Source organism: Streptomyces sp. NPDC059895, from assembly GCF_042731035.1.
Classification (GTDB): Bacteria; Actinomycetota; Actinomycetes; order Streptomycetales; family Streptomycetaceae; genus Streptomyces.
Window position 1 is genome coordinate 48,497 of sequence record NZ_JBHWKO010000042.1, and the last position, 24,166, is coordinate 72,662.

Below are 24,166 nucleotides of genomic sequence, written 5' to 3' on the forward strand. Positions count from 1 at the left end.
CCATCACCCTGTGGGAGGAGGGCTGAGGCGGGCGCAGGCGGGGGCGTACCGGGATGTGTCAGAGCGCGGTCATGACGTGCTTGATCCGGGTGTAGTCCTCGAAGCCGTAGGCGGAGAGGTCCTTGCCGTAGCCGGACTTCTTGTAGCCCCCGTGCGGCATCTCCGAGACCAGCGTCATGTGGGTGTTGATCCACACGCACCCGAAGTCCAGGGCCCGGGACATCCGCATCGCGCGGGCGTGGTCGCGGGTCCAGACGGAGGAGGCCAGCGCGAACTCCACGCCGTTGGCGCAGGCGAGGGCCTCCTCCTCGTCGGTGAAGGACTGCACGGTGACGACGGGGCCGAACACCTCGTTCTGGACGATCTCGTCGTCCTGGCGCACCCCGGTCACCACGGTCGGGGCGTAGAAGTAGCCGCGCCCGCCCACCTGGTGGCCGCCGGTCGCGACGGTGGCGTGCTCGGGCAGCCGCTCGACGAACCCGGCCACCCGGGCCAGCTGGTCCGCGTTGTTCAGCGGACCGAAGAACATGTCCTCGTCGTCCGTGCCGCCCCCGGTGCGCAGGGCCTCGGCGGCCTTGGTCAGCTCGGTGACGAACGCGTCGTGCACCGAGGCGTGCACCAGCACCCGGGTCGCGGCGGTGCAGTCCTGGCCGGCGTTGAAGTAGCCTCCCGCGGCGATGCCCTCGGCGGCGGCGGTGAGGTCGGCGTCCGCGAAGACCAGCGCCGGCGCCTTGCCGCCCAGCTCCAGGTGGACCCGCTTGACGTCCCGGGCCGCCGAGGCGGCGACCTCCATGCCGGCCCGCACCGAGCCGGTGATCGCGGCCATGGCGGGCACCGGGTGCTCCACCATCAGACGGCCGGTGTCCCGGTCGCCGCAGACCACGTTGAACACCCCGGCCGGCAGGTCCAGCTCGCGCAGCACCTCGCCGACGATCCCGGCCAGCAGCACGGTGGAGGCGGGGGTGGTGTCGGACGGCTTCAGCACCACGGTGTTGCCGGCCGCGACGGCCGGCGCGAACTTCCACACCGCCATCATCAGCGGGTAGTTCCACGGCGCCACCTGCGCGCACACCCCGACCGGCTCCCGCCGGACGATCGAGGTCATGCCCTCGGTGTACTCGCCGGCCGAGCGGCCCTCCAGCATCCGGGCCGCGCCCGCGAAGAACCGGATGGTGTCGACGACCGGGGCGATCTCCTCGGTGAGGGTCAGCGCGCGCGGCTTGCCGGTGTCGCGGCACTCGGCGTCGGCGAGGTCGCCGGCCCGGGCCTCCACCGCGTCGGCGATCCGCAGCAGCAGCCGCTGCCGGGTCGCGGGGGTGGCGTCCCGCCAGACAGGGAAGGCGCGTGCCGCCGCGGCCATCGCCGCGTCCACGTCCGCCGCGCCGGACAGCGACGCCTGGGCGTACACCTCGCCGGTGACCGGGTCGACCACGTCGAGACGGCGGCCGTCGGCCGCGTCCACGTACGCGCCGTCGATGTGGTTGCGCAGCGCAAGAAGCTCGCTCATGACCTGTTTCCTCTTTCGTCCGCCCCCGGCGGGTGACACGGCCGGTGCGGGGTGTTCCGTCGCCCCGGGCCCTGGTGGTGCGGGGGCCGGGGTGGTGGGGGTGTTCCTTGCTCGCGGTGCGCCGGGGCCTTCGGCGCCGGATGGCGTCAGGCCGCCGCGGCGGGCGACAGATGCTCGTGGGCGGGCGACAGATGTTCGTGGGCGGGCGACAGATGCTCGTGGACGGCCAGCCAGCGGCCCTGCCCGGCGCGGCGGAAGACGATCGTCTCGCGCTCGGAGAGGGACTCGGTGCCGGCCGTGGTGCTCACCGTGGTCGCCACATCGTGGCTGAAGACGGCGGTGTCGCCGAAGCACTGGACGACCTGGCCGGAGGAGACGCAGTCCACGATCCGGAAGCCGTCCTCGGCGACCCACCGCTCCCACAGGGCGCGGTAGTCGGCCGTGGAGGCGATCCGCTCCGGGGTGGTGTGGAAGACGAAGGTGGCGTCCGGGTCGAAGGCGGCGAAGTAGTCGTCCAGCCGGCCCTCGGCGAAGGCGGCCACCAGTTCGTCGGCGGCGCGCAGGACTTCTTCGGTCATGGGGGGCTCCTTTGCCCGGTGTCGTACATGCGTGGGGACCCCGGCGGCGGGGCGGCGGGCGCTCCCGCCGCCGGGGAAGCGGGTCAGACCAGTTCCCGCGCGGTGACCGGGCCCGACGGGTCGCCGCCGGTGATCGGCGGGACCGGGGTGTCGGAGCTGCGCACCAGACGCGGCCCGTCCGGCCCGTAGACGGCCCGGGGCTCCGGGAACAGCAGCAGCAGCGCCAGGTAGAGCACGGCGGCCAGAACCAGGCCGACCGGCAGGGAGACGTCGACGCCGCCTGCCATGTCGCCGAGCGGGCCGACGAACTGGCCCGGCAGGTTGACGAAGAGCAGGGCGAGGGTCGCCGAGGCGAACCAGGTGCCCATGCCGCGCCAGTTCCAGCCGTGGGTGAACCAGTAGCGGCCGCCGCGCTGGCGCCGGTTGAACACCTGGAGGGAGTCGGCGTCGTACCAGCCGCGACGGGTCAGCCAGCCCAGCATCATGATCACCATCCAGGGCGCGGTGCAGGTGATGATCAGCGTGGCGAAGGTGGAGATCGACTGCGTCAGGTTCATCGCGAACCGGCCGAGGAAGATGAACGCGATCGACAGCACGCCGATGAACACGGTCGCCTGCACCCGGCTGAACCGGGTGAACACACTGGAGAAGTCCAGACCGGTGCCGTACAGGGCGGTGGTGCCGGTGGCCATGCCGCCGATCAGCGCCAGCAGGCAGACCGGCAGGAAGTACCAGGTGGGGGCGACGGCGAGCAGGCCGCCGACGTAGTTGGGCGCCGCCGGGTCCATGTAGGCGGCCGCCTTGGTGGCGATGATCGACGCGGTGACCAGGCCGAACAGGAACGGCAGCAGGGTCGCGATCTGCGAGGCGAACGCCGCGCCGACCACCCGCCCCCGCGGTGTCTCGGCCGGGATGTAGCGCGCCCAGTCGCCCAGGAAGGCGCCGAAGGACACCGGGTTGGACAGCACGATCAGCGCCGAGCCGATGAACGAGGGCCAGAAGCCCGGCGTCGACACCGACGGGAAAGCGCCCTGGTAACCGAAGTCGAAGTCGCCGGCGAAGGCGATGAAACCCAGCACGAACAGCGCCGAGGCCGCGATCACCGCGATCTTGTTGACGAACAGCATGAACCGGAAGCCGTACACGCACACGACCAGCACCAGCATCGCGAAGACGCCGTAGGCCAGGGCGAAGGTGCCGTCGTTCTGCGGCAGGTGGACCAGCCGGTGGGCGCCGCCCACCAGCGCGTCGCCCGAGGACCACACCGAGATCGAGAAGAACGCGACCGCGGTCAGCAGCGACAGGAACGAGCCGACGATACGGCCGTGCACGCCGAGGTGAGCGGAGGAGGACACCGCGTTGTTGACGCCGTTGCGCGGGCCGAACACGGCCAGCGGCGCCAGGATCAGCGAGCCGACCACCAGGCCCAGCACGGTCGCCACCAGGGCCTGTTGGAACGACAGCCCGAACAGGATCGGGAAGGCGCCCAGGACGCAGGTGGCGAAGGTGTTGGCGCCGCCGAACGCCAGCCGGAACAGGTCCAGGGGCCTGGCCGTGCGGTCGGCGTCGGGGATGCGCTCGATGCCGAACTGCTCGACCTCGTTCAGCGCGGGGGCCTTGCCGCTCATCCGGAGGCCTCCAGCGCCAGCAGGCTGACCAGGTCGTAGGCCACGTGCGAGGCGGCCACCGCGGTGATCTCGGCGTGGTCGTAGGCCGGGGCGACCTCCACCACGTCGGCGCCGACCAGGTTGCAGCCGGCCAGGCCCCGCAGGATCTCCAGCAACTCGCGGGAGGTCATGCCGCCCGCCTCGGGGGTGCCGGTGCCGGGCGCGTGCGCCGGGTCCAGGCAGTCGATGTCGATGGAGACGTACAGCGGGCGGTCGCCTATGCGCTGGCGGAGCTGGTCGGCGACCTCGTCGGCGCCGCGCCGGTAGACGTCGGCGGAGGTGACGATGCCGAAGCCCAGCTTCTCGTCGTCGGACAGGTCCTGCTTGCCGTACAGCGGGCCGCGGGTGCCGACGTGGGAGAGCGCGGAGGTGTCGAGGATGCCCTCCTCGACCGCCCGGCGGAACGGGGTGCCGTGCGTGTACTCGGCCCCGAAGTAGGTGTCCCAGGTGTCCAGGTGCGCGTCGAAGTGGAGCACCGCGACCGGGCCGTGCCGCTCGGCGACGGCGCGCAGCAGCGGCAGCGCGACGGTGTGGTCGCCGCCGAGGGTGACCAGCCGGGTGCCGTCGGCCTGGAGGGAGGAGGCCGCCTCCTGGATGGTCTCGATCGCCTCGTCGATGTCGAACGGGTTGCAGGCGATGTCGCCGGCGTCCGCGACCTGCTGGGTGGCGAACGGCGACACGTCCAGCGCCGGGTTGTAAGGGCGCAGCAGACGGCTGGCCTCACGGACGGCGGTGGCGCCGAAGCGGGCGCCCGGCCGGTAGGAGACTCCGGCGTCGAAGGGGATCCCGACGACGGCCACGTCGGCCCGCTCGACCTCGTCCAGGCGCGGCAGCCGGGCGAAGGTCGCCGGTCCCGCGAAACGCGGCACCCGGGAGGAGTCGACGGGTCCGCGGGGAGTTAGGGGCCCACGTGGGTCGGTCATGGCCTGCTGCCTTCCTGCTCACTGCGCTCGACGGCGCCGGGAACCTGCTCCGGCAAAAGCGCGCCGGGGTACCGGCACGGCCGAGTCTGGGCGCGGCGCCCTCCGGGAGACAATCGTGACAGGCACAAAGAGCTGAGGTGAATTTGTGGAAGGCGACAAACGACGTCCGGAAGGCGACAAGAAGCGCGGGGTGAGCGTCCGGGAAGTGCTGTCCTACCCGGCGCTCCAGCTGCGGCTGCTGGCCGGCCGCGCGGGCCTGGACCGGTCCGTGTCCTGGGCCCACGCGAGCGAGCTGGAGGACCCCACCCCCTGGCTGCTCGGCGCCGAAATGATCATGACTACGGGCCTGGCCCTGCCCCGGTCGGCCGCCGCGCAGCGCGCCTATCTGGAGCGGCTGGACGACGCCGGGGTGTCGGCGCTCGCGGTCTCCGTGCAGCTGCACATGCCGCCGCTGCGGCGCGCCTTCTTCGACACCGCCGAGGAGCGCGGCATGCCGGTCCTGGAGGTGCCGCTCGCCGTGCCGTTCATCGTGGTCGCGCAGGAGGTCGCGGCGGCGGTGCAGGAGGACGCCCGGCACCGGCTGGGCGCCCAGCTCCAGGTGTTCGGCGCGCTGCGCTGGCTCGCCTCCGAGCAACTGGACACCGCGACGCTCTTCCGCCGCCTGGAGAACCTCTCCGGGTACGACATCCGGTTGTGCAGCCCGCAGGGCCGGCCCCTGCTGCCGGGCGTGCCGGTGCCCGCCCCGGCGCTGGTCCCCGCCTCGGCGGACGCCCCGCCCACCATCCCGGGCGGTTTCGTGCTGCCGGTGCCCTCGCCGGTCGGCACGGCCGGCTTCCTGATCGCCCTGGAGCGCGACGGCGCCCGCCCGGCCGGCCTCGCCGTGGTCCAGCACATCGCCACGGTGGCCGCGCTCCAGCTCGCGGTGATCCGCACCGAACGCGAGACCCTGCGCCGCGAGGGCACCGAGATCCTCGCCGAGATGCTCCAGGGCACCCTGGACCAGGAGGCCGCCGCCCGCCGGCTGGTCCGTCACTCCCTGACGGGCACCGTCGAGCTGACCGTGGTCCGGGGCGTCACCGAACACGATGTGCTGCGCGCTCTGGAGGACGAGCCCTTCCTGCTGCTCAACCGGGGCGAGGAGCGCTATCTGCTCGGCGCGCCCGGTGTGGCCGAGACGGTCGCCGGCCTGCCCGGCGTGGCCGCCGGCACCAGCCGGCCGATGCCCTGCGGGGCATCACTGCGGATCGCGCGGCGCGAGGCCCTCTGGGCGGCCTCCCACGCCGCCGCCTCGGGCAGGCCCCTGGTCCGCTACGGCAGCGACCCGGTCGGCCGCTGGCTCCCCGACGACCCGGCCGCGCTGGACGCCCTGGTCGAGCAGACCATCGGCGCGGCCCTGCGCTACGACGCCGAGCACGACGCCCGCCTGGTGCAGTCGGTGCGCACCTGGATGGAGCGCGACCGGCGCACCGACGAGGCGGCGGCCGCCCTGCACATCCACCCCAACACCCTCACCTACCGGCTGCGCCGCTTCAGCGCCCTGACCGGCCGAGACCTGCTCTCGACCGGGGCGTTCACCGAGGTGTGGATGGCACTGCGCTCGGCCTGGGAGCTGGGGCTGCTGGACTGAACGCCACCCGCTCGGCCCGCTGGACCGGACGCCTGTCGTTCGGCCCGCTGGACCGGACGCCTCAGCCCCCCGGCTCCCGGCCGTGCAACGGCCGCTCGGCCGCGGGCGTACCCGTCCGTCCTGGCGGCCGCACGCCGCCGGAGGGTGCCGCGAGAGGTGCCGGCCGGCGCGCCCGCCCCGGTCGGCGGGCCACCGCTGTCACCCGGGCGGCGCCCACCGGGAACCGCCCCGTCGCCCGTCGCGACGGCCCCGCCGTCCATCTCGGCGCCCGTCCGGCCCGTCGCTGCCATCCCCACCATCCCCACCATCCCCGCCATCCCCGCCGTCGCCGCCGTCGCCCTCAGGCGGCCCCGCGGTCCGTCAGGCCGAGCAGCGCGGGGAGCCGGTCCGGCTTCAGCCGGTGCACGTCGACACCCTCCAGCTCGGTCAGTGCCGCCGGGGCCACCCGGGACACCGACTCGGACACCAGCGCCACCCGGTAGTCCCGTGAGGACGCCTCCATGGTGGAGGCGCGCGGGCAACCGGGCAGATTGCAGCCGGTGAAGACGAGGGTGTCGGCCACGGTCTGATGCGCCCTTTCTCTCCGATCCCGGCGTCCCGTCCGGGCGGCGATGTCCGGTTCTCGCCCGTCCGAGTTAAATGCCTGGACTGGTGACCGCTGGTGAAGGGAAGCTTGCGAGTCTCGACCTCCGGGAGTGTGATGGGGCAGAAAGACGTACTGGGGACGACGCCGGGCAGGGGCGCGGTCGTACTCGCCCTGCGCCGCTACGGCCGGGAACTGTTACGACTGCGACGGCTTGCCCTGCCCGCGCTGCTGCTGCCGGCCGTGGGCAACATAGGCATCCGTTATGTCGCGCCTCTGCTGGTCGCCAAACTGGCGGGGCAGGCCGCCGGCGGGGGCGGGCTCACCCTTGCCTCGGCGCTGCCGTACGTGCTGGGCTTCGGCGTGGTGCTGCTGGTCGCCGAGACCGTGTGGCGGATCGGGCAGCACTGCCTGAACCGTGTGGACGCCCTCGGTATGGAGCACCTGTACGTCATCGGCATGGACGAACTCTTCGCCCGGGACGCGGCGTTCTTTCACGACAACTTCGCCGGCTCCCTGACCAAACGGGTGCTGAGCTTCGGCAGGCGCTTCGAGGATTTCGTCGACACGGTGACGTACCGGATCGTGGGCAGCCTCGTGCCCCTGGTGTTCGGTGCCGTGGTGCTGTGGCGCTACGAACCGCTGCTCGTCGCCGGCCTGCTCCTGATGATCACGCTGACCGTGGTGGCCACGACACCCCTGATCCGGCGCCGTCAGGCGCTCGTCAACGACCGTGAGGCGGCGATCGCCCGGGTCTCCGGCCACGTCGCCGACAGCCTCACGAACATGGAGACCATCCGGGCGTTCGCGGCCGAGCCGCGAGAGGCCGACGAGCACCGCCGCCGCGTCGCGGACTCCCGACGCCTGACGCTGAGGTCGTGGGACTACGGCAACCTGCGCGTCGACACCCTGGTCGCCCCCATGTCCGTGCTGACCAACGTGCTGGGCCTGCTGATCGCCGTCGCCTTCGGCGGCCCGGGCCTGGGGGTGGAGGGAATCGTGGTCGCCTTCACCTACTACTCCAACGCCACCCAGATCATGTTCGAGTTCAACCAGATCTACCGGCGCCTGGAAAGCTCGATGACCGAGGCCGCGCAGTTCACCGAGCTGCTGCTGGAGCCGGCCACCGTGCTCGACGCGGCCCGACCCGAACCGCTCGCGCCGCGGGACACCGGTGTCCGCTTCGAGGCGGTCACCTTCGCCCACGCCGGTGCGAAGCCGATCTTCCAGGGCCTCGACCTGGACGTGCCCGGCGGCGCACGGATCGGCCTGATCGGAAGGTCGGGCGGCGGTAAGACCACGCTCACCCGGCTTCTGCTGCGGATGGCGGACATCGACGGCGGACGCATCCTGATCGGCGGCCAGGACATCAGCGGGCTGCGCCAGGCCGACCTGCGCTCACTGATCGCCTACGTCCCACAGGAGCCCGCCATGTTCCACCGCAGCCTGCGGGACAACATCGCCTTCGCCCGGCCCGGCGCCACCGACGAGGAGATCCACGCCGCGGCTGAGGCCGCGCATGTCACCGAGTTCGCCGACCAACTCCCGGACGGCTTCGCCACTCTGGTGGGGGAGCGGGGAGTGAAACTGTCGGGCGGCCAGCGCCAACGGGTCGCCCTCGCCCGAGCGCTGCTGCGTGACGCCCCGATCCTGCTGCTGGACGAGGCGACCAGCGCGCTGGACTCGGAGAGCGAGCTCCTCGTCCAGGACGCCCTGTGGCGGCTGATGGAGGGACGCACGGCTCTCGTGGTCGCCCACCGGCTGAGCACCGTCGCCGGCATGGACCGTCTCGTCGTCCTCGACCGCGGAAGCATCGTCGAGCAGGGCACCCACGCGGAACTGCTCGCCGCGGACGGCGCCTACGCCAGGCTGTGGCAGCACCAGTCGGGCGGCTTCCTCGGCGGGACCGCCGAACCGGCCCCCGGCAACGACCCCCCGGGCGCCGACGCTCTACTGGTCGTCCAAGGCGCCGGGGGCGAGGGCGACGAGGAGGTTGTCGACCAGTGCCATCACAGCGACGGAGGCGGTGTCGGCGACGAGTGCGACCTTGATTGCGGTCTTGAGGTCCAGGCCGGCCGGCGGACGGCGAACAACGTGAACCAGTGAGTACCGGCCCGGCACCCTGGACGGCTTCGTGGCCGCCACCGGCCCATCCCTCGACACACCGAGGTCAGCGTCATCGGTACGGCCGGTAGTAGGCGTCGATAGGGGCGCGCGCCTCCTCGAACAGGGCCGGGCCGTCCTGGGCCACCGTCGGCCAGTCGCCCGACTGCGGGTTGAGTTCCACGAGTTGTTCGGTGGACAGCGCGTAGACGACCCGGCCGATGCCGGAGCGGACGATGCCGCCGGCGCACATGGTGCAGGGCTGGCAGCTGGTGTACAGGGTGGTGCGGGCGGCCGCGGCCGGGTCGAGCTCGCGGGCTGCCCAGCGGGCGAGCTTCAGTTCCGGGTGGGCGACGATGTCGTTGTCGCGCCGTACCGTGTTGTGGGCTTCGGCAAGGATCGCGCCGTCCGGGTCGGCCAGCAGGGAGCCGTACGGTGCGTCCCCTGAGGCGACCGCGCGGGCGGCGATGCCGATGGCGCGCCGCAGCAGGGTTTCGTCGGCAAGGGTGATCACGATGGGGTCCTCCAGTGTGTGGCCACGGCGGCGAGCGCCTGCCAGGCCGCGTGGGGCCGACGGGTCTCCGCCGGATCTCCGTGGTAGGGGTCGAGTACGACGGTGTCCGCGCCGAGCAGGCGGAGCTGGTCGAGATCGTCGAGGATCTGCTCGATGGTGCCGACACCGGCGGGCCGCTCGCGGTCGTCGACCGGTGTGCCGGTCATCCGCAGGGCGATCCGGGGCGCGAACGCCGGCAGCGAGTGGTTCGCCAGGACCGAGCGCATGAGGGGGAGGGGGAGCCGCAGCGGGTGCCAGGCGTCGCCGAACCTGACCGTGCGTCGGATTGCCGCCTCGCTGTGGCCGCCGACCCAGACAGGTATCGAGGCGGTGCCGTCCCCGGTCTCCGTGCGCCATGCATCCCGCAGGGCACCCAGGTACTCGTCGGCCAGTCGGCCGCGCGCGGTGAACGGTACGCCGAGCGCGTCGAACTCCTGACGCGCCCAGCCGACGCCTACCCCGAGGACGAACCGGCCACTGCTGAGTTGATTGAGGTTGGCAGTCATCCGAGCCACCAGCAGCGGGTGCCGGTAGGGCAGGACGAGCACCGTCGTGCCCAGCCGCAGCCTCGTGGTGAGACCGGCCAGCCAGGACAGCGTGGTGAACGGCTCGTAGAACGGCTCCGGGTACCGCTCGGCCACGTCCGGGGTGACGGCCACGTGGTCCGACACCATGAGGAGGTCGAAGCCGAGCCCCTCAACGATGCGCGCCCATTCGCGCAGTACGCCGGGATCGGTTCCGGGCCCGAAGTTCGGTACGTTGACGCCAAGTCGCATGAGTCGAAGCTATCCCGGTGATCACTGGATGTGGAACCGAATCTTCCCGGCTATGGCGGCATTCTTCCGTGCTTCTGCCGGTAGAGTCGCGATATGGCCGTGAATCTTGACGACACTGACTGGGCGATCATCGAGCAGCTGCAACGGGAGGCTCGTATCTCCCTCAGCGAGTTGGGGCGGCGCGTGAATCTCAGCTCGTCGGCCACCACGGAACGGGTCCGGAATCTGGAGTCGCTGGGAGTCATCACCGGCTACCACGCCGTGGTCGACCTGGCCAAGGTCGGTTATCCCGTGCTCGCCGTCGTCCGGCTGAAGTACCCGGGCAACCGCCACCAGCCGTTGCGTCGGCTGCTCGCCGAGCGGCGGGAGATCCTGGAGTGCCTGCGCACCACCGGCGACGACTGCTACACCCTGAAGGTGGCCGCATCCTCCATGGAGCATCTGGAGACGCTCGTGGACGAACTGGCCGGCTTCGGCAGTACGACCACAAGCGTCGTCTACAGCCAGACGCTGCCCTACCGCGCACCCAACCGGCCCTGACCGACGTCCTACCCGCCGCCGCGTTCCCGCAGACGGTAGTGAAGTACCGTCGCGGTCCGGGCGCACCGGGCCCGGCAACATCAGCCAAGTCCACACCAGTCCCCTGGAAACTCAACCCGCCTCAGTACATAGAAGTCCGCGCGCGCCCGCACCCTGCTCCTGGCCGCCGCGGCCCTGCCCGCCTTCGACAGCCCGACCGCTACGGAGCAGTTGCGCGCCGAGCGCCGGTAGAGGCCGACGAGGTGGACCTCGCGCGGACGACGGCGACGGCCGGCTGACCGACCCGGGCCCGGGTGCCGGCCCGGTCCTCGGGGCCGTCCTGGCGCGCGGTCTCCAGGCCGCGCCGCGCTGCGCCCCGGCCCGCGCGGCCTCTGCGCCGCACCATCCCCGCTGCCGCGCCGCCGTCCCGCACCGGTCGCGGCCAGCCCGCTCCCGCCCCGCCCCGCCCCGCGCCCTGCCCGCCCCGGCCGCGCCGCGCGGGTTCTCGAGCCGGCCGCGCTTGCCCACATCGCATCAGTGATCACTCATCGGGCGGACACATCCGATCAACTGGCCAACCCCTCATGCGATGTCCCGCATCCGCGTGCCTCGCAGGGGCCCGGGCAGGCCTCGGACCCGGCCCCCTGGCCGTTCTGGCCGACCGTGCGTATTCCTCACGCGCCATCCGCAGCCATCCTCCTGGCCGGTCACGACCTCCCAGCCCTGTCACCGCCGTGCGTACGTGCGCACCGCGAGCGGCGCGAACACCGCGATCAGCACCGCGCACCACGCCAGCGACCCGGCGACCGGATGGGCCACCGGCCAGGCGGCGTCCTCGGGGACGGGCGCGTTGCCGAACAGGTCCCGCAGGGCCGTGCAGAGCGCGCTGATGGGGTTCCATTCGGCGAGCGTGCGCAGCCAGCCCGGCAGGTTGTCCGTGGGGATGTACGCGTTGGACAGCAACGGCAGCATGAAGGTCGCGCTGCCCAGCTGACCGGCCGCCTCCTCGCTGCGGGTGAGCAGACCGAGGAAGATGCCGGTCCAGGCGCAGGCGAACCGGAACAGCAGCAGCAGGACCACCGCGCCCGCCGCCGCGGGTGCCGACCCCTCGACGCGCCAGCCCACCGCCAACCCCACCAGCAGGAACGGCACGGTGCCCGCCGCGGTGACCACCAGGTCGGCCACCGCCTGCCCGAGCGGCACGGCCGCCCGGCTCATCGGCAGCGTGCGCAGCCGGTCCGTCACGCCCCGGTGGACGTCCTGCGCGGCCTGGAACATGCCGGTCATGAGCCCGTTGGCGGCGGTCGCCACCAGCAGGCCCGGCACCAGGAAGGAGCGGTACTCGGCACCGGGCACGGCCAGCGCGCTGCCGAAGACGTAGCCGAAGAACAGCAGCATGGTGATCGGCATGGTCTGGGTCAGGACGACCAGGGCCGGGTTGTTGCGGATCCGCAGGAGCTGCCGGCCGAGCATGGCCGTACCGTCGTGGGTGAGGGCGAGGGCGCTCATGCCGCGACCTCCTCGTCGTCGGTGGGGTGCTCGTCCGTGGGGCGCGTGTCGGTGGGGCGATTGTCCGTGGGGCGCGTGTCGGTGGGGCGATTGTCGGTGGGGCGATTGTCGGTGAGTCGCGTGTCCGTGGGGCGGTCGTCGGTGAGGCGCAGGAACACCTCGTCGAGGGTCGGTGGCCTGAGGGTCGCGTCGAGCAACGGGACGCCCGCCGCGTCCAGTTCGCGGACCAGACGGGGAAGGGTGAGCGTGGTGTCGCGGGTGACCGCGCCGACGGCGGCCCGCGCGTGGGCGAGCACCGGCTCGGAGCCCGTGAGCCGGTCCAGGACGCCGGCCGCCTTCGCCAGGACGCCGGTGTCCGCGACCACCACCTCCGCGTAGGAACCGATGAGCGCCTTCAGGTGCCGGGGCGAACCGGTGTGCGCGACCCGGCCCCGGTCCACCAGGGCGATGTCGTCGGCGAGTTGATCCGCCTCCTCCAGGTACTGGGTGGTGAGCAGGACCGTGGTGCCCTCGCCGCGCAGCTCGCGGACCGCGTCCCGGATGTCGTTGCGGCTGGCGGGGTCGAGGCCCGTCGTCGGTTCGTCGAGGAAGAGGACGTCCGGGCGGCGGATCAGGCTCGCCGCGAGGTCGAGACGGCGCCGCATGCCGCCCGAGTAGGTCGAGGCGGGACGGTCGGCGGCCTCGGCCAGCCCGAAGCGGGCCAGCAGTTCGTCGGCGCGCTCCGCCGGTCCGCGCACCCGGTGCAGACGGCCGAACAGGCGCAGGTTCTGCCGGCCGGTCAGGTCGCCGTCGACCGACGCGTACTGGCCGGTCACACCGATGGCGCGGCGTACGGCGGCGGGCTGCCGCACCAGGTCGTGCCCCGCGACGCGGGCCGAACCCGCGTCCGGACGCAGCAGCGTCGTCAGCAGCCGTACCGCTGTCGTCTTGCCCGCCCCGTTCGGTCCGAGGATCCCGCAGACCGTGCCCGCGGGGACGGCGAGGTCGAGGCCCCGCAGGGCGTGCACCTCGCCGAAACGCTTCTCCAGACCCTCACTAAGTACAGCGTACGTAGTAGTCATGCTCCGACCATAGCGCACTACGTACGGTGTACGTAACTACGATGGTGGTCGAGGTGATGATCGATGGCGGGCCGAGCGGCCGTACCCGAAGTGATCTGGGCCCGTCCCGAGAGGGCGGGCCGTGGCCCCAGGCCGGCGTACACCCGTGCCGACGTGGCGGCGGCGGCCGTGCGGATCGCAGACGCGCGAGGGCTCGACGCGGTGTCCATGCGGCACGTCGCCGCCGAGCTGGGCTGCGGCACGATGTCGCTGTACAACTACGTCCCCCGCAAGGAGGACCTGTACGAGCTGATGGTGGACGCCGTCAGCGGCGAGCACGAGCTGTGGGAGCCGGGCGGGGACTGGCGGGCGGACATGCGGCGTGTGGGGCGCCAGACCCGCGCGCTGATGCACCGGCATCCCTGGCTGCCGCGGCTGATGTCACCGGTGTACGGCTTCAGCCCCAACGCCCTGCGGTATCTGGAGCACTGTCTGGCCTGTCTGGACCCGCTGGACATGACGTACGGCATGAAGATGCAGCTCGTCGGCATGCTCAACGGGGTCGTGACGATGTACGTCTCGAACGAGCTGGCCACCGCCGAGCGGACGCGTTCGCTGCCCTGGTCGGCGGACGAGGAGAACGCGGTGCGGATCGCCTACCTGGGGAGTCAGGTGGCGAGCGGGGCGTATCCGCGGATGGCGGCGGCGTTCTCGGAGGACCCCGGTCCGATCGACCTGGAGGAGGTCTTCGGGTTCGCGCTGGAGCGGGTGCTGGACGCGTTCGCGCCGCGGCGCTGAGGAGCACCTCCAGGGCGGGTCGGGCAGGGTGCGGCCGGGTGGGACATCCACCTCGGTGTGGGGGAGCGGCCCACTGAGCAGGGCGAAGGCATGGGCAACCAGATCCTCGTCGCCCAGCTCCGCGGAGGGCGGGGTTGCGGCACCGGCCGGGTGGCCGGGGCGCTGGGGGCGGGATGGGATCAGTTGTCCATGCTGCCAGTACGGCGGGCCTTGGCGGGCACGTCGTTGTCCCGGGCGGCGATGCCTTCTGCGCGTCGAGGGTGACGGTCATTGCTCCCTCAACGTAGTCACGTTGCGCGGAGATGCCTTCGGGATGGTCGCGATTCCGGTCCGGTTCTGCGCGGCTACCGAAGAGCACACCGTGCGGCTCCATGCCTGGGCTGCCTCGTATCCTGAACCGTGTGCTGCCGAACGTCGATATCGAGGATGAGGCACTGAGCAGGCATGTCCCGGCCTCCGTGACCGCGCCGGACGCAGTGGTGCGGCGGCTCCGCGTCGGGCCGGGACTGAGCCGGTCATGACGACACCGGGTGGGGGTGGCCGGCGACCGCGTGGCAGGTGGTGGCGGGAGGCAGCGATCACGGCGACGGCGTTCGCGTTGTGTCTGCTCGGCGGGGTGATACAGGTCGACGACACGCTGTCGGCGCCGCCTGCCGCCGCCTACTTCGTCGCCGTGGTGTCCTGTGCCGTGGTGCCCGTGCGGCACCGGGCGCCCCTGGCCGCTCTGGCGGCCACGACCGCGGTCGGTGTGCTGGTGCCGCCCCTGGGGCTTCTCCTCACTCCGCTCATCGTGGCCCCCGCCGTGATCACTGCCTACTCCTCCGCGCTCGCCGCGCGCACCGAACGGCGCGCGGTGGGCGCGGCGTTGCTCACTTCCGCGGCGCTGGTCGCCTCCATCCCTCTGTTCGGGGACGTCTCGTGGAAGGACGCGAGCAGGATGGCAGTGGTGGCGGCGTTCCCGCTGGTGGCCGGCGTACTGGGGCAGTCGGTACGCAACCGACGGCTCTACCTGGCAGCCGTGGAGGAGCGTGCCCGGCGGGCCGAGGAGAGCCGGGACAGCGAGGCGCGCCGGAGAGTGGCCGAGGAGCGGGTGCGCATCGCCCGGGAACTGCACGACCTGGTGGCCCATCAGATCACTCTGGCCAACGCGCAGGCCACGGTCGCCGCCCATCTCTTCGACGCCCGCCCGGAGCAGACCCGCAAGAGCCTCAAGGAACTTGTCGAGACCACCGCTGGCGCGCTCGACGAACTGCGGGCCACCGTCGGTCTGCTGCGTCAGTCCGGGGACGCGGCTGCGCCCGCCGAACCGGCGCCCGGGCTGTTGCGGCTTCCCGCGCTCCTCGCGTCCTTCCGCCGCGCGGGTCTGGAGGTGTCGGTACACCAGGAGGGCACGGCCAGGCCGCTGCCACCGGGAGTGGACCTCACCGCCTACCGCATCGTCCAGGAGGCCCTGACCAACGTGACCAGACACGCCGGCACCGGTAACGCTCGGGTGCGCCTCGCCTGGACCCGCGATCGCGTGACCGTCACCGTCGCCGACGACGGAGGGGGCGCGCGTCCGGCGCCGACCGCGTCCGCGGGACCGAGTGCATCGGCGGTGTTGGACCGTCCGCCCGGGTACGGTCTGATCGGCATGCGTGAACGTGCCACCGCGGTCGGGGGGAGCCTCTTCGCGGGCAGGCGCCCGGAGGGCGGCTTCCTCGTCTCCGCCCAGCTGCCCCTCCCGCCCGCCAAGGACACGGCGCGCGGACCTGGCGGAGCAACAGCCGTGGGGGGACGCATGCCGGACGCGGTGACAGGCGAGGAACGGACGGGCGGCGGAGAGGCAGGGGATGCGCCGTGACGCTCAGGGTGCTGCTCGCGGACGATCAGGCCTTGCTGCGCGGTGCCTTCCGGGTGCTTCTCGACAGCGCCGACGACATCACCGTGGTCGGCGAGGCCGCCGATGGCAGGGAGGCGGTGAGACTCACCCGGGAGCTGCGCCCGGACGTGGTGGTCATGGACATCCGTATGCCCGAGGTGGACGGGCTCACCGCCACGTCGCAGATCTGCGCGGACCCGGAACTGCGGGCCAGCCGCATTCTGATCCTCACCACGTACGAGACCGACGAGTACGTCGCTCAGGCGCTGCGCGCGGGGGCCGGCGGCTTCATCGGCAAAGGCATCGGGGCCGAGGACCTGCTGGACGCCGTGCGTACGATCGCCGCTGGCGACACCCTTCTGTCTCCCGCCGCCACCCGCTCCTTGGTGGCCCGTTTCCTGGCCGCACCGGAGGCAGTCCCGCCGCACCGCTGCGAACAGCTTGCCGCGCTCACGCCGCGCGAACGCGAGATGGTGGCCGCGGTTGCGACCGGCCTGTCCAACCAGGAGATCGCCGAGCGGATGTTCCTCAGCCCGTTCACCGTCCGCGCCCACGTACAGCGCGCCATGACGAAGCTGGAGGCCCGCGACCGGGCGCAGCTCGTCGTCATCGCCTACCGGACGGGCCTGGCCCGCGTCACCCCCGAGGGCGGTGCCGGCCACCGGTCGTAGTGCGATACCGGGAGCCCCTCGCGGGACGGTCCGCCAAGACCGTCCCGCTCCCCGGGCCGTTCCGAGGCTCTCGCCGCGCCCGAGCCGTCGGCCTGCGGCAATGGAGAGGTCCGGCTGACGTATCAGGTCACGGCATCGGAGCGAATCCGGGCAGCTTGAGGGCTGAGTGGGCCGGTCGTGCTGTCGCGGCCGGCATGGTGTCGAGGTCACGCAGCATGGTGTTGCGTTGCTCCAGAGCTGCCGCTGTGGTGGGGAAGAGCGTGGCCGCACCGTTGTCGACCAGCGCCTGATTCATGGCTACGAACGCGCGCATGTCGCGTTCGTAGCCGGCGAAGGCCGCAGTGTGGTCCCGGTCCGTGGCCGACAGGGCGTTGGCGAGCATGTAGGCACCGGCCAGCGCAAGGCTTGCGCCTTGGCCGGTGAGGAACGAGGGTGCGTACGCGGCGTCGCCGACGAGCGCGACGCGGCCGCTGGACCAGTGGGGCATGCGGATCTGACCGGCCGTGTCGAAGAACAGGTCATCCGCGTCGCGCATGGCGTCGACCAGGCGAGGCACCTCCCATCCCGCGCCTGCGAAGACCGTGGCGAGCAGATCCCGCTGGGCGTCGGGGTCCCGTAGGGCATCGAACGGCGGTTGTGGTCGGTGGAAGTTCAAGAGGGCGTGCAGTTCGTCGTTGTCCCCGACGGCGTAGAGGGCCGCGGCTTTCCCCGGGGTGTTCCACACCATGACCTCGCGGGAGAGCCCGAAGGTGTTCGGCATGGTGAACAGGGCGAAGCAGTAGCCGAGATAGCGGTGGAACTGTTCTTCGGGGCCGAACAGCAACTCCCGGGTGTGTGAGTGCATGCCGTCGGCGCCGACCACCAGGTCGAACGTGCGCTGTTGCCCACCGTGGAATGTGACGTCGACCCCTTGCCCGGACTGGTCGAGGGTGTCGATGGAGTCGTCGAACAGGAATTCCACGTCGTCGCGGACCATCGCGTAGAGGATCGCGACCAGGTCCCCACGACGCACCTCGAGGTCCTGTCCCTCGGCACCGCCGGCAACAGCGCTCGGGCTGACCGAGACCACTTCACTGCCATCGGCGTCGAGGAAGGTGCAGCGACGCGAGTCGATGTGAGCGTCCCGCAGTCGCGGCAGTATCCCCATCCGCCGGACCACCTCTGTCGCGGTACCGCGGACGTCGATCGGGTAGCCGCCGTCGCGCAGTGCGCCTGCCTTCTCCACCACGGTGACGGCGCATCCGGACCGGTGCAGCCAGTACGCCAGCGCGGGTCCGGAGATACTGGCGCCGGAGATCAGGACTTTGCGCTTTCCGGCAGAACTCACGTTCATCGACAGACCGGTAGGTGTCATGCCTGGACTCCTTTTCCCGGGATACGGACAACGAGCAGTGACAGAGCGGCGACGAGGCCGGCAACGGCGAAGCCAGTGACGAAGGCCGATTCAGCCGGCCGGCCCGTCACCGGCTCGGCCCCGGCGTCGAGGATCGCGCCGGCGACCTGGGCGCCCAGGGCGACGCCGATCACGCGAGTGACCACGAGCAGGCTGGTGGCGATGCCGATGTCCTTGGTCTCGACGGCGGTGGCGGTGCCGGCGAGCAACGCCGTGGTACCGGCGCCCGCGGCGAACGCGGTCAGCACCTTGGCGAGGACGAGCTGCCATTCCGCGGTGTGCAGCGACGCCAGGGCGATCATCGTGGACGCCGTGACGACGGCGCCCACGAGGACCACGGCACGCGGACCGAAACGCCGCGCCGCGAGCCCGCCGACCGAATCGCTCACCGCCCCGGCGATGGCGCCGGGCAGCAGGAACAGTCCGATGTCGGTGGTGCTGGCTCCGAAGCCGTACCCGTCGGCCGACACCGCGAACAGCTGCGGGAGGAGAAAGAGCACCATTCCGGTGCTGGTGGTGATGACGAAGGTGAGCACACCCGCGTTCCACATCGCGGGCTTTGCCAGCATGCGCAGATCGACCGCCGGCGAGGCTGCCCGGCGCTCGACGACGACCCACCCGGTCGCGAGGGCCGCCACGACCACCGCGATGGCACCGACTGCGAGTGGCGGCACGCCGCCGTCCCCCGTCACCGTCACGAGCCCGAGCATGAACGCGAGCAACGTGCCACTCAGCAGAACCGTGCCAGGCCAGTCGATCCCGTCGTTCGACTGCACCGGCGGATCATGCGGCAACAGCCGAGTCACGACCGACGTCGCCGCGATGATCGCGATCGTCGGCAGCGCGAACATCCACTGCCAGGACAGTGCTTCCGCGATCGGCCCGGCGAACAGCGTGCCCACCATGCTGCCGCCCGTGAACAGCGCGACGACCAGCCCGATCGCTGCCTGTGACTGTCCTGTCGCGAGGTGTTTGCGCACCAGAATGAAGGAGAGGGGCAGCGCACCCACCATGACGCCCTGCAACACCTGACCGAGCAACAGCACCGGCAGGTTCGGTGCCAGGCCGGCCATCAGACCACCGGCCGAGACCACGGCCATCAGCCGGACCAGCACCCGCTTTCCGCCGTAGCGGTCGCCGAGTTTGCCCGCGACGGGGGTGATGACCGCGCCGGTGACGAGTAACGCGTTACTGATCAGAGCCCCTTGGGCAGGACTGACCCCCAGCTCACGTTGGAGCAGCGGGAGCGCGGGCTCCACCACCGACTGCAGGGTGCCGAGGGCGAGCGCCAAGATGCCGAGAGCGCCGATCGACAGCCACCCGGGGCGGACCGGTAAGACCGCGGCTTCGGATACAGACGTCGTTTTCACCGGCGCTCGCCCGGCAGGTCGGACGCCTTCTGCGACTCGGCGCCGGGCATGGAGAGGTCCTTTTTCTCCCCGGCCGGCGCCAGGGCGGCGGCTGCGCCGGCCGGCACCAAGGCACCCAGCCACGCACCGCCCACGAGCCGGCGCCGCCGGAAGGCCCACCGTCCGATCCGGTACGGAAAAGTCGTCATCTGCTGATCACTCCAGACACCACAGGACAACAGGGATGCGCGAGATCCCGCGCGCCTCCCACACTTCCCTGCGGCGCCTTGGCGGGCATCGTCCCCCGCAACCGTCCTGGCCTGGTGCACCCGGACCAGCCACTCACCTGTTCTGGTGCCTACGCACTACAGGCCGATCCGGGCCGGGGCGGGGTTTGACCGGAAGTATGGTGACCTGAGCCGCAGCCGGACGGTCCCGCCCCGGCGGACGAGCGGCGGACCGCCTGCGGAACGAGAGTTCAGGCAACGGCCGCCTCGGCGCCCGGAGAGGCGTCGGAGCGAATGAAAGCGACAGGCGCGAAACGGCAGGCTCAACCGTGGCGCCGCTGTGCGCTCAAGAGGTCTGAGCCGGAGGGAGGCTGACGACCCGGGACCTGCGGCGATGCCGCGATGCCCCCCACGTCCCCAGATGACCCGAAGCGCGTTCTGAGCACAGAGAGGCCGCCCTCCCTGACCCACGCTCCCAAAGTTTCGACCAAGCCCCCGCCCACCTGGTCCCCCACGTCCCCTCAGCGACCAGCAGCGCAGCGAGATGCGATGGCTGGAGAGCCTGGCCTGCGCCCATACGGTCGCCGTTCCGGATCCCGTCACCACCTACCAGCGGCCACTACGTGGTCCCCATCGAGGTCCCGACCACGACGAGCCGGCCACCCTAGCCCTGCTGCACTGGCTCCCCGGCACGGCCGAGCCCCTCTACCGCCAGCCGGTCGTCGCGCAGAAGATGGGCACCGCCACCGCCCACCTGCACGAGCACGCGGCCACCGTGCCACTGCCCGACTACGATCGGCCGGTCCGGGACGGGCAGGCGATTCTCCACCACGGCCACGCCCTCACCCGCCCGGATGCCCCTGAGCAGCTCGGCGCCGACGGAACCGCCGCACTGCGCAAGGTCACCGATCTGATCGCCCCGGCCCTCGAGGAAGGCGACCCGAACGACCGAGGCCGTATCCATGGCGACCTGCACCGCGAAAACATGATCGCCCTGCCCGACGGCGGCGTCGGCATCATCGACTTCGACGACTGCGGCACCGGCCACTACCTCCTCGACATCGCCACCGTCCTGTCCTCCGTCCACCGCATCGCGCACACCGAACCCGGCGGCTACGAGGAATTTCGCCCGCGCCTACCTGGACGGCTACGCCCAGGTGCGCTCCCTGCCCGACGACTGGTCCCGCCTCCTGGAGCCCTACCTGCTCCTGCGCGACGCCTTCGTCCTGAACTTCGTCACCGCCGCAGCCCCCGTCAACGCCGACGTCGCCTCCTGGGGACCGCGCCGCATTGCCGGCATCGTGGCCAACCTGCAGGCCTACCTGGACGGACGCCCCTACCCGGGCGCTCTCGGCTGAGGGCTCTGCTGCCTGACCGCACAAGACGATCCCGGGACAGGTGAATCTGCTGGAACCCGCTCCGGGGCCGTCGGCACCGTCGCGATACTGGCCGTCGTGACGGACCACCCGCCCCGATCCACCGTTCGAAGAGCTGCGGAAGATCACTGGCGGGCACGATGCCCCGGGCACGGACTTCCCTGCGGTAGCAGTCGTGGTCGTAGCCGCGGTCGGCGTAGAGGGTGACGGCTCTGCGGCGTGGCCGGCCGACTCGGCCCCGGACCGGCGGAACGGCGTCGAGCAGGGGCAGCAGCCGAGTGACATCATCGCGGTTGCCACCGGTCAGGATGACCGCCAACGGCGTCCCGTACCCGTCGGTGATCACCGCATGAGCTGTCCCGCTTCGTTCCCCGTCCCGACGAGCCCTGCTCGGGAGCCCTGCTTGAGGACCTCTCTTCGGCCGATGGTCTGCTGAAAATGACGTGGCCCCGTCATCCATCGAGCGGCGGGACGGACAGGCCCACGTGGGTGGGACAGGCCGACTGGCCACGCCCCGGGCAGCTCCGGGCCGAATACCGGCGCCTCGACCTGCGTCGGCGCGCCGAGGCCGACGACCAGGTTGTGGGCAGCGGCGGCCAAGGCCATGTTCACGTCGATGCCGACCAGGTGCCGCAGGGGTGCACTCCGCATCCGTCACGGGCCGCGCCCAGTCCTACGCCTCTTCGAACAGCCTCTCGCCGGGGCCGCGCACGTGGCACTTCCAGGAGGAGGTGGGACCGGGCCCTCCGGCCGCTGCTCGCCGAGTTGTCCGCGAACTTCCCCGGAATGGTCCGTGATCGGTAACGGACGCATCCCGTGGCCGCCGCCCCTCGTCCTGCCAGGTGGTCGCAAGACGACCAAGGACCGGCGAGGAACTGCGTGGAAGTGGGGCGGACATGGCACGGCACGGTGGCGGGCGGGGCTGGTACGGCAAGATGGTCGGGGCAGCACTCGGGGTGACGGTTTTGGCCGCCGGTGCCTCGGTGTGGACCGCGCAGGCCGGCGCCGCGGGCGGCTCGTCGCCTCGGGCGGCCGCGCCGGCCACGCCAGGCAGCGACATCAAGCCGGTGGCGGCGACCATCGTGCACGCCTCCGACCAGGGCGCGCGCGGCATCAACATCACCATCGATGACGGCCCCGACCCCGTGTGGACCCCCCAGGTGCTCGACGTGCTGCGGGAGTACGGGGTGAAGGCCACGTTCTGCATGGTGGGGACACAGGCGCAGGCGCACCCGGACCTCGTGAAGAAGGTGGTCGAGGCCGGGCACCGGCTGTGCGACCACTCGGTGTCGCACGACACCACCATGGACACCATGTCCCAGGCCTACCAGTCGCAGCAGATACTCGACGCCGAACGCATGATCACCGAGGCGTCCGGAGGCGTACGGCCGATGTACTACCGGGCACCCGGCGGGGCCTTCACCCCCTACAGCCGCAAGCTGGCCGCCTCGCGCGGCATGCGCCCGCTGGGCTGGAACGTGGACACCAAAGACTTCGAACGGCCGGGCACCGACGCCATCGTCGCCACCGTCGAACGGGAACTGCCCAACGGGCCCACGCTCCTCTTCCACGACGCGGGCGGCGACCGCTCCCAGACCGTCGAGGCCCTGCGCCGGATCCTCCCCCAGCTCAAAAATCAGGGCTACTCCTTCGGCTTCCCAGTGCGCTGAGCCCCGCCCCTGGTCCGTCACGGCGTCAGACGCCCCGGCAGCAGGGTGGTACACGACCCCGCCCCGGCCGCCCTCGTTCGGCGCAACGTCCGCGGCACCAGTTCGACCGACGACATCATGAGGGAACGGCCCACAACACCCTGCTACACGAAGATCGGGAGCAGACCGAGATCCCATGGATCCACCGCGACCACGTCCACCAGCCGTTCAACGATCGCCTGGCAGCGCATCAGAACATCTGCCCTGGACGGCAACAGCGGGGGACCCCGAGCAGCGACCCGGCGGCGCCGGTACGAAGCCGACCTCGCCGACGCCCTCGACCAGCTCATGCTCCGCGTCCACAGCGGCCACGCCATCAAGCCGAACAGGCCCTCATGGCCCACACCGCCCCGTTCCCTGCCGACGATCTTCTTGGCGGCGTCGGTTCCCTGGCTGGTCAGGGGCACATTGGTGGAGGTCTTCACGCTCTGGGGGTCGATCACGGAAGCGGGCGGCTCGGGCTTGCGTCCTTCCTTCACGCGGGCCAGGCCGGTCAAGGTCGTAACTGAGCTATGTGAGGATTCCCTCGTCACGCCAGGCGCCGTAGTAGGCGTAGACCGTGCCGTGGTTGGGGAAGTCGTGCGGCAGGTATTTCCAGGGGATTCCGGTGCGGTTGATGTAGAGGAGTGCGTTGAATACGTCGCGCAGGTCGACCTTGGCCGGCTGCCCGGTGGACCTGCGGTCGGGCCGAGCCTTTCTCCAGGCCGTCAACGTCAACTCGATCAAGGCCCACCGGGCGTCGGACAGGTCGCTGGGGTACGGCTTCTGCTGGCTCACGCCGTAGCGTGATCATGGATGCGGCGGACGGTGCCGTTCCCCTGCTGCTGGGCGCGCGCTTCTGCCTGATCTTCGAACCCGACGGACTTCGTGCATGAGAACCGGAGCAAACGGGTGGCGAAGTTCGCAGCTCGATGCAAGTGAGAGTGCACGTATGGGGCAAACGGCTTAAGCCTGACTGCCATGAAGTTCCTTACCGGTACAGACCATTTCTGAATGCCCACTCAAAGAGCGTTTTGTCGTGATAGGGGTGTTTGGTTGTTATATGGGTGGTCGGCTGGGGTGTGACAGTTGGGCTCGGATGAGCTTCCGGTGACGAGCGAATCGGATGGGACTCGCGAAGGTCCGCTTCGATCCTTTCGCTCCTGTCTGATCCCAAAGCGCCCCTGCTCGCCTCCGCTTGCGCCCTGTGGCTGGGTGGCGGCCGGCGGTACTACCGAAACAGGCGCCAACGACAGCGGCTATATCCGAGCGACCTGTCCGATGCCCGATGGGAACTGCTGGCGCCCACTTTGTCGGCTTGGCGGACTCTGTTGCTGAATTCGTCAGCGGGCGAGTTGGTGGCTGAGGCGCTCGAGTCGGCTGGTGCGAGGCTTGCGTAGTGGGTCGGTGGTCCACCA

The 24,166-nt window shown here is 71.3% G+C and carries 19 protein-coding genes and 5 pseudogenes; 9 read left to right on the forward strand and 15 right to left on the reverse strand.

Annotation, left to right across the window (positions count from 1 at the left end; genetic code table 11):
• Positions 1–58: 58 nt before the first annotated feature.
• From ACFV9M_RS33260 to speB, 4 genes are all read right to left on the reverse strand, one after another.
• Positions 59–1,507: a gamma-aminobutyraldehyde dehydrogenase gene (locus ACFV9M_RS33260; RefSeq protein ID WP_385071826.1), complete on the reverse strand. Its 1,449-nt coding sequence runs from the start codon at positions 1,505–1,507 to the stop codon at positions 59–61.
• Positions 1,508–1,653: 146 nt separating this feature from the next.
• On the reverse strand, positions 1,654–2,085 hold the full coding sequence (locus ACFV9M_RS33265) for a YybH family protein (RefSeq protein WP_385071824.1): 432 nt from the start codon (positions 2,083–2,085) through the stop codon (positions 1,654–1,656).
• Between the two features lie 83 nt (positions 2,086–2,168).
• Positions 2,169–3,713 carry a purine-cytosine permease family protein gene (locus ACFV9M_RS33270; RefSeq protein WP_385071821.1) on the reverse strand — a complete coding sequence of 515 codons (1,545 nt, stop codon included), beginning with the start codon at positions 3,711–3,713 and terminating at the stop codon, positions 2,169–2,171.
• Complete coding sequence (speB, locus tag ACFV9M_RS33275; protein WP_385071818.1) at positions 3,710–4,675, reverse strand: agmatinase; 966 nt, start codon at positions 4,673–4,675, stop codon at positions 3,710–3,712. Before speB ends, ACFV9M_RS33270 begins: the two co-directional genes overlap by 4 nt.
• A 190-nt stretch (positions 4,676–4,865) precedes the next feature.
• Between speB and ACFV9M_RS33280 the strand changes: the two genes are divergently transcribed.
• Positions 4,866–6,302, forward strand: coding sequence for a PucR family transcriptional regulator (locus tag ACFV9M_RS33280; RefSeq protein ID WP_385071815.1), 1,437 nt, complete (start codon positions 4,866–4,868; stop codon positions 6,300–6,302).
• Between the two features lie 340 nt (positions 6,303–6,642).
• On the opposite strand, the gene ACFV9M_RS33285 is transcribed toward ACFV9M_RS33280, so the two are convergent.
• Entirely contained in the window at positions 6,643–6,864 is a 222-nt protein-coding gene (locus ACFV9M_RS33285) for a hypothetical protein (RefSeq protein WP_385071812.1), read from the reverse strand.
• A gap of 138 nt (positions 6,865–7,002) precedes the next feature.
• Between ACFV9M_RS33285 and ACFV9M_RS33290 the strand changes: the two genes are divergently transcribed.
• On the forward strand, positions 7,003–8,991 hold the full coding sequence (locus ACFV9M_RS33290) for an ABC transporter ATP-binding protein (protein WP_385071809.1): 1,989 nt from the start codon (positions 7,003–7,005) through the stop codon (positions 8,989–8,991).
• Between the two features lie 70 nt (positions 8,992–9,061).
• On the opposite strand, the gene ACFV9M_RS33295 is transcribed toward ACFV9M_RS33290, so the two are convergent.
• Entirely contained in the window at positions 9,062–9,502 is a 441-nt protein-coding gene (locus tag ACFV9M_RS33295) for a nucleoside deaminase (RefSeq protein WP_385071807.1), read from the reverse strand.
• A complete protein-coding gene (locus ACFV9M_RS33300; protein WP_385071804.1) occupies positions 9,499–10,317 on the reverse strand; it encodes an LLM class flavin-dependent oxidoreductase in 819 nt (272 codons plus the stop codon). Before ACFV9M_RS33300 ends, ACFV9M_RS33295 begins: the two co-directional genes overlap by 4 nt.
• A 93-nt stretch (positions 10,318–10,410) precedes the next feature.
• Here ACFV9M_RS33300 and ACFV9M_RS33305 point away from each other — a divergent pair, with 93 nt between their 5' ends.
• Entirely contained in the window at positions 10,411–10,857 is a 447-nt protein-coding gene (locus tag ACFV9M_RS33305; RefSeq protein WP_385071801.1) for an Lrp/AsnC family transcriptional regulator, read from the forward strand.
• Positions 10,858–11,562: 705 nt separating this feature from the next.
• On the opposite strand, the gene ACFV9M_RS33310 is transcribed toward ACFV9M_RS33305, so the two are convergent.
• Both ACFV9M_RS33310 and ACFV9M_RS33315 read right to left on the reverse strand, forming a co-directional pair.
• A complete protein-coding gene (locus tag ACFV9M_RS33310; protein WP_385071798.1) occupies positions 11,563–12,345 on the reverse strand; it encodes an ABC transporter permease in 783 nt (260 codons plus the stop codon).
• Positions 12,342–13,406 (reverse strand): ATP-binding cassette domain-containing protein, encoded by a 1,065-nt coding sequence (locus ACFV9M_RS33315; RefSeq protein ID WP_385071795.1) that lies wholly within the window; start codon positions 13,404–13,406, stop codon positions 12,342–12,344. Before ACFV9M_RS33315 ends, ACFV9M_RS33310 begins: the two co-directional genes overlap by 4 nt.
• A 63-nt stretch (positions 13,407–13,469) precedes the next feature.
• Here ACFV9M_RS33315 and ACFV9M_RS33320 point away from each other — a divergent pair, with 63 nt between their 5' ends.
• The 3 genes from ACFV9M_RS33320 to ACFV9M_RS33330 all read left to right on the forward strand — a co-directional run bounded on the left by ACFV9M_RS33320 (position 13,470) and on the right by ACFV9M_RS33330 (position 16,715).
• Positions 13,470–14,183, forward strand: a complete 714-nt coding sequence (locus tag ACFV9M_RS33320; RefSeq protein ID WP_385071792.1) for a TetR/AcrR family transcriptional regulator C-terminal domain-containing protein — start codon at positions 13,470–13,472, stop codon at positions 14,181–14,183.
• A gap of 517 nt (positions 14,184–14,700) precedes the next feature.
• Complete coding sequence (locus ACFV9M_RS33325) at positions 14,701–16,026, forward strand: sensor histidine kinase (RefSeq protein ID WP_385071790.1); 1,326 nt, start codon at positions 14,701–14,703, stop codon at positions 16,024–16,026.
• Positions 16,023–16,715: a response regulator gene (locus ACFV9M_RS33330; protein ID WP_385071787.1), complete on the forward strand. Its 693-nt coding sequence runs from the start codon at positions 16,023–16,025 to the stop codon at positions 16,713–16,715. Before ACFV9M_RS33325 ends, ACFV9M_RS33330 begins: the two co-directional genes overlap by 4 nt.
• A 127-nt stretch (positions 16,716–16,842) precedes the next feature.
• Here ACFV9M_RS33330 and ACFV9M_RS33335 read toward each other — a convergent pair whose 3' ends face one another.
• The 3 genes and pseudogenes from ACFV9M_RS33335 to ACFV9M_RS33345 form a co-directional block, all read right to left on the reverse strand.
• Complete coding sequence (locus tag ACFV9M_RS33335; RefSeq protein ID WP_385071784.1) at positions 16,843–18,069, reverse strand: FAD-dependent monooxygenase; 1,227 nt, start codon at positions 18,067–18,069, stop codon at positions 16,843–16,845.
• On the reverse strand, positions 18,066–19,400 hold the full coding sequence (locus ACFV9M_RS33340; RefSeq protein ID WP_385071781.1) for an MFS transporter: 1,335 nt from the start codon (positions 19,398–19,400) through the stop codon (positions 18,066–18,068). Before ACFV9M_RS33340 ends, ACFV9M_RS33335 begins: the two co-directional genes overlap by 4 nt.
• 80 nt (positions 19,401–19,480) lie before the next feature.
• A pseudogene (locus tag ACFV9M_RS33345) lies at positions 19,481–19,666 on the reverse strand (hypothetical protein); the annotation flags it as partial.
• A 562-nt stretch (positions 19,667–20,228) separates the two neighbouring features.
• Here ACFV9M_RS33345 and ACFV9M_RS33350 point away from each other — a divergent pair.
• A pseudogene (locus tag ACFV9M_RS33350) lies at positions 20,229–20,714 on the forward strand (phosphotransferase enzyme family protein); the annotation flags it as partial.
• Between the two features lie 127 nt (positions 20,715–20,841).
• On the forward strand, positions 20,842–21,042 hold the full coding sequence (locus ACFV9M_RS33355) for a hypothetical protein (protein WP_385071920.1): 201 nt from the start codon (positions 20,842–20,844) through the stop codon (positions 21,040–21,042).
• Positions 21,043–21,130: 88 nt separating this feature from the next.
• On the opposite strand, the pseudogene ACFV9M_RS33360 reads toward ACFV9M_RS33355, so the two are convergent.
• Positions 21,131–21,478 (reverse strand): annotated as a pseudogene (locus ACFV9M_RS33360) (transposase); the annotation flags it as partial.
• Positions 21,479–21,549: 71 nt separating this feature from the next.
• A pseudogene (locus ACFV9M_RS33365) lies at positions 21,550–21,775 on the reverse strand (transcriptional regulator); the annotation flags it as partial.
• Between the two features lie 181 nt (positions 21,776–21,956).
• Between ACFV9M_RS33365 and ACFV9M_RS33370 the strand changes: the two are divergent.
• Positions 21,957–22,730, forward strand: coding sequence for a polysaccharide deacetylase family protein (locus tag ACFV9M_RS33370; protein WP_385071778.1), 774 nt, complete (start codon positions 21,957–21,959; stop codon positions 22,728–22,730).
• A 386-nt stretch (positions 22,731–23,116) separates the two neighbouring features.
• Here the strand turns inward: ACFV9M_RS33370 and ACFV9M_RS33375 are convergent.
• Positions 23,117–23,546 (reverse strand): annotated as a pseudogene (locus ACFV9M_RS33375) (transposase); the annotation flags it as partial.
• Between the last annotated feature and the right edge of the window lie 620 nt (positions 23,547–24,166).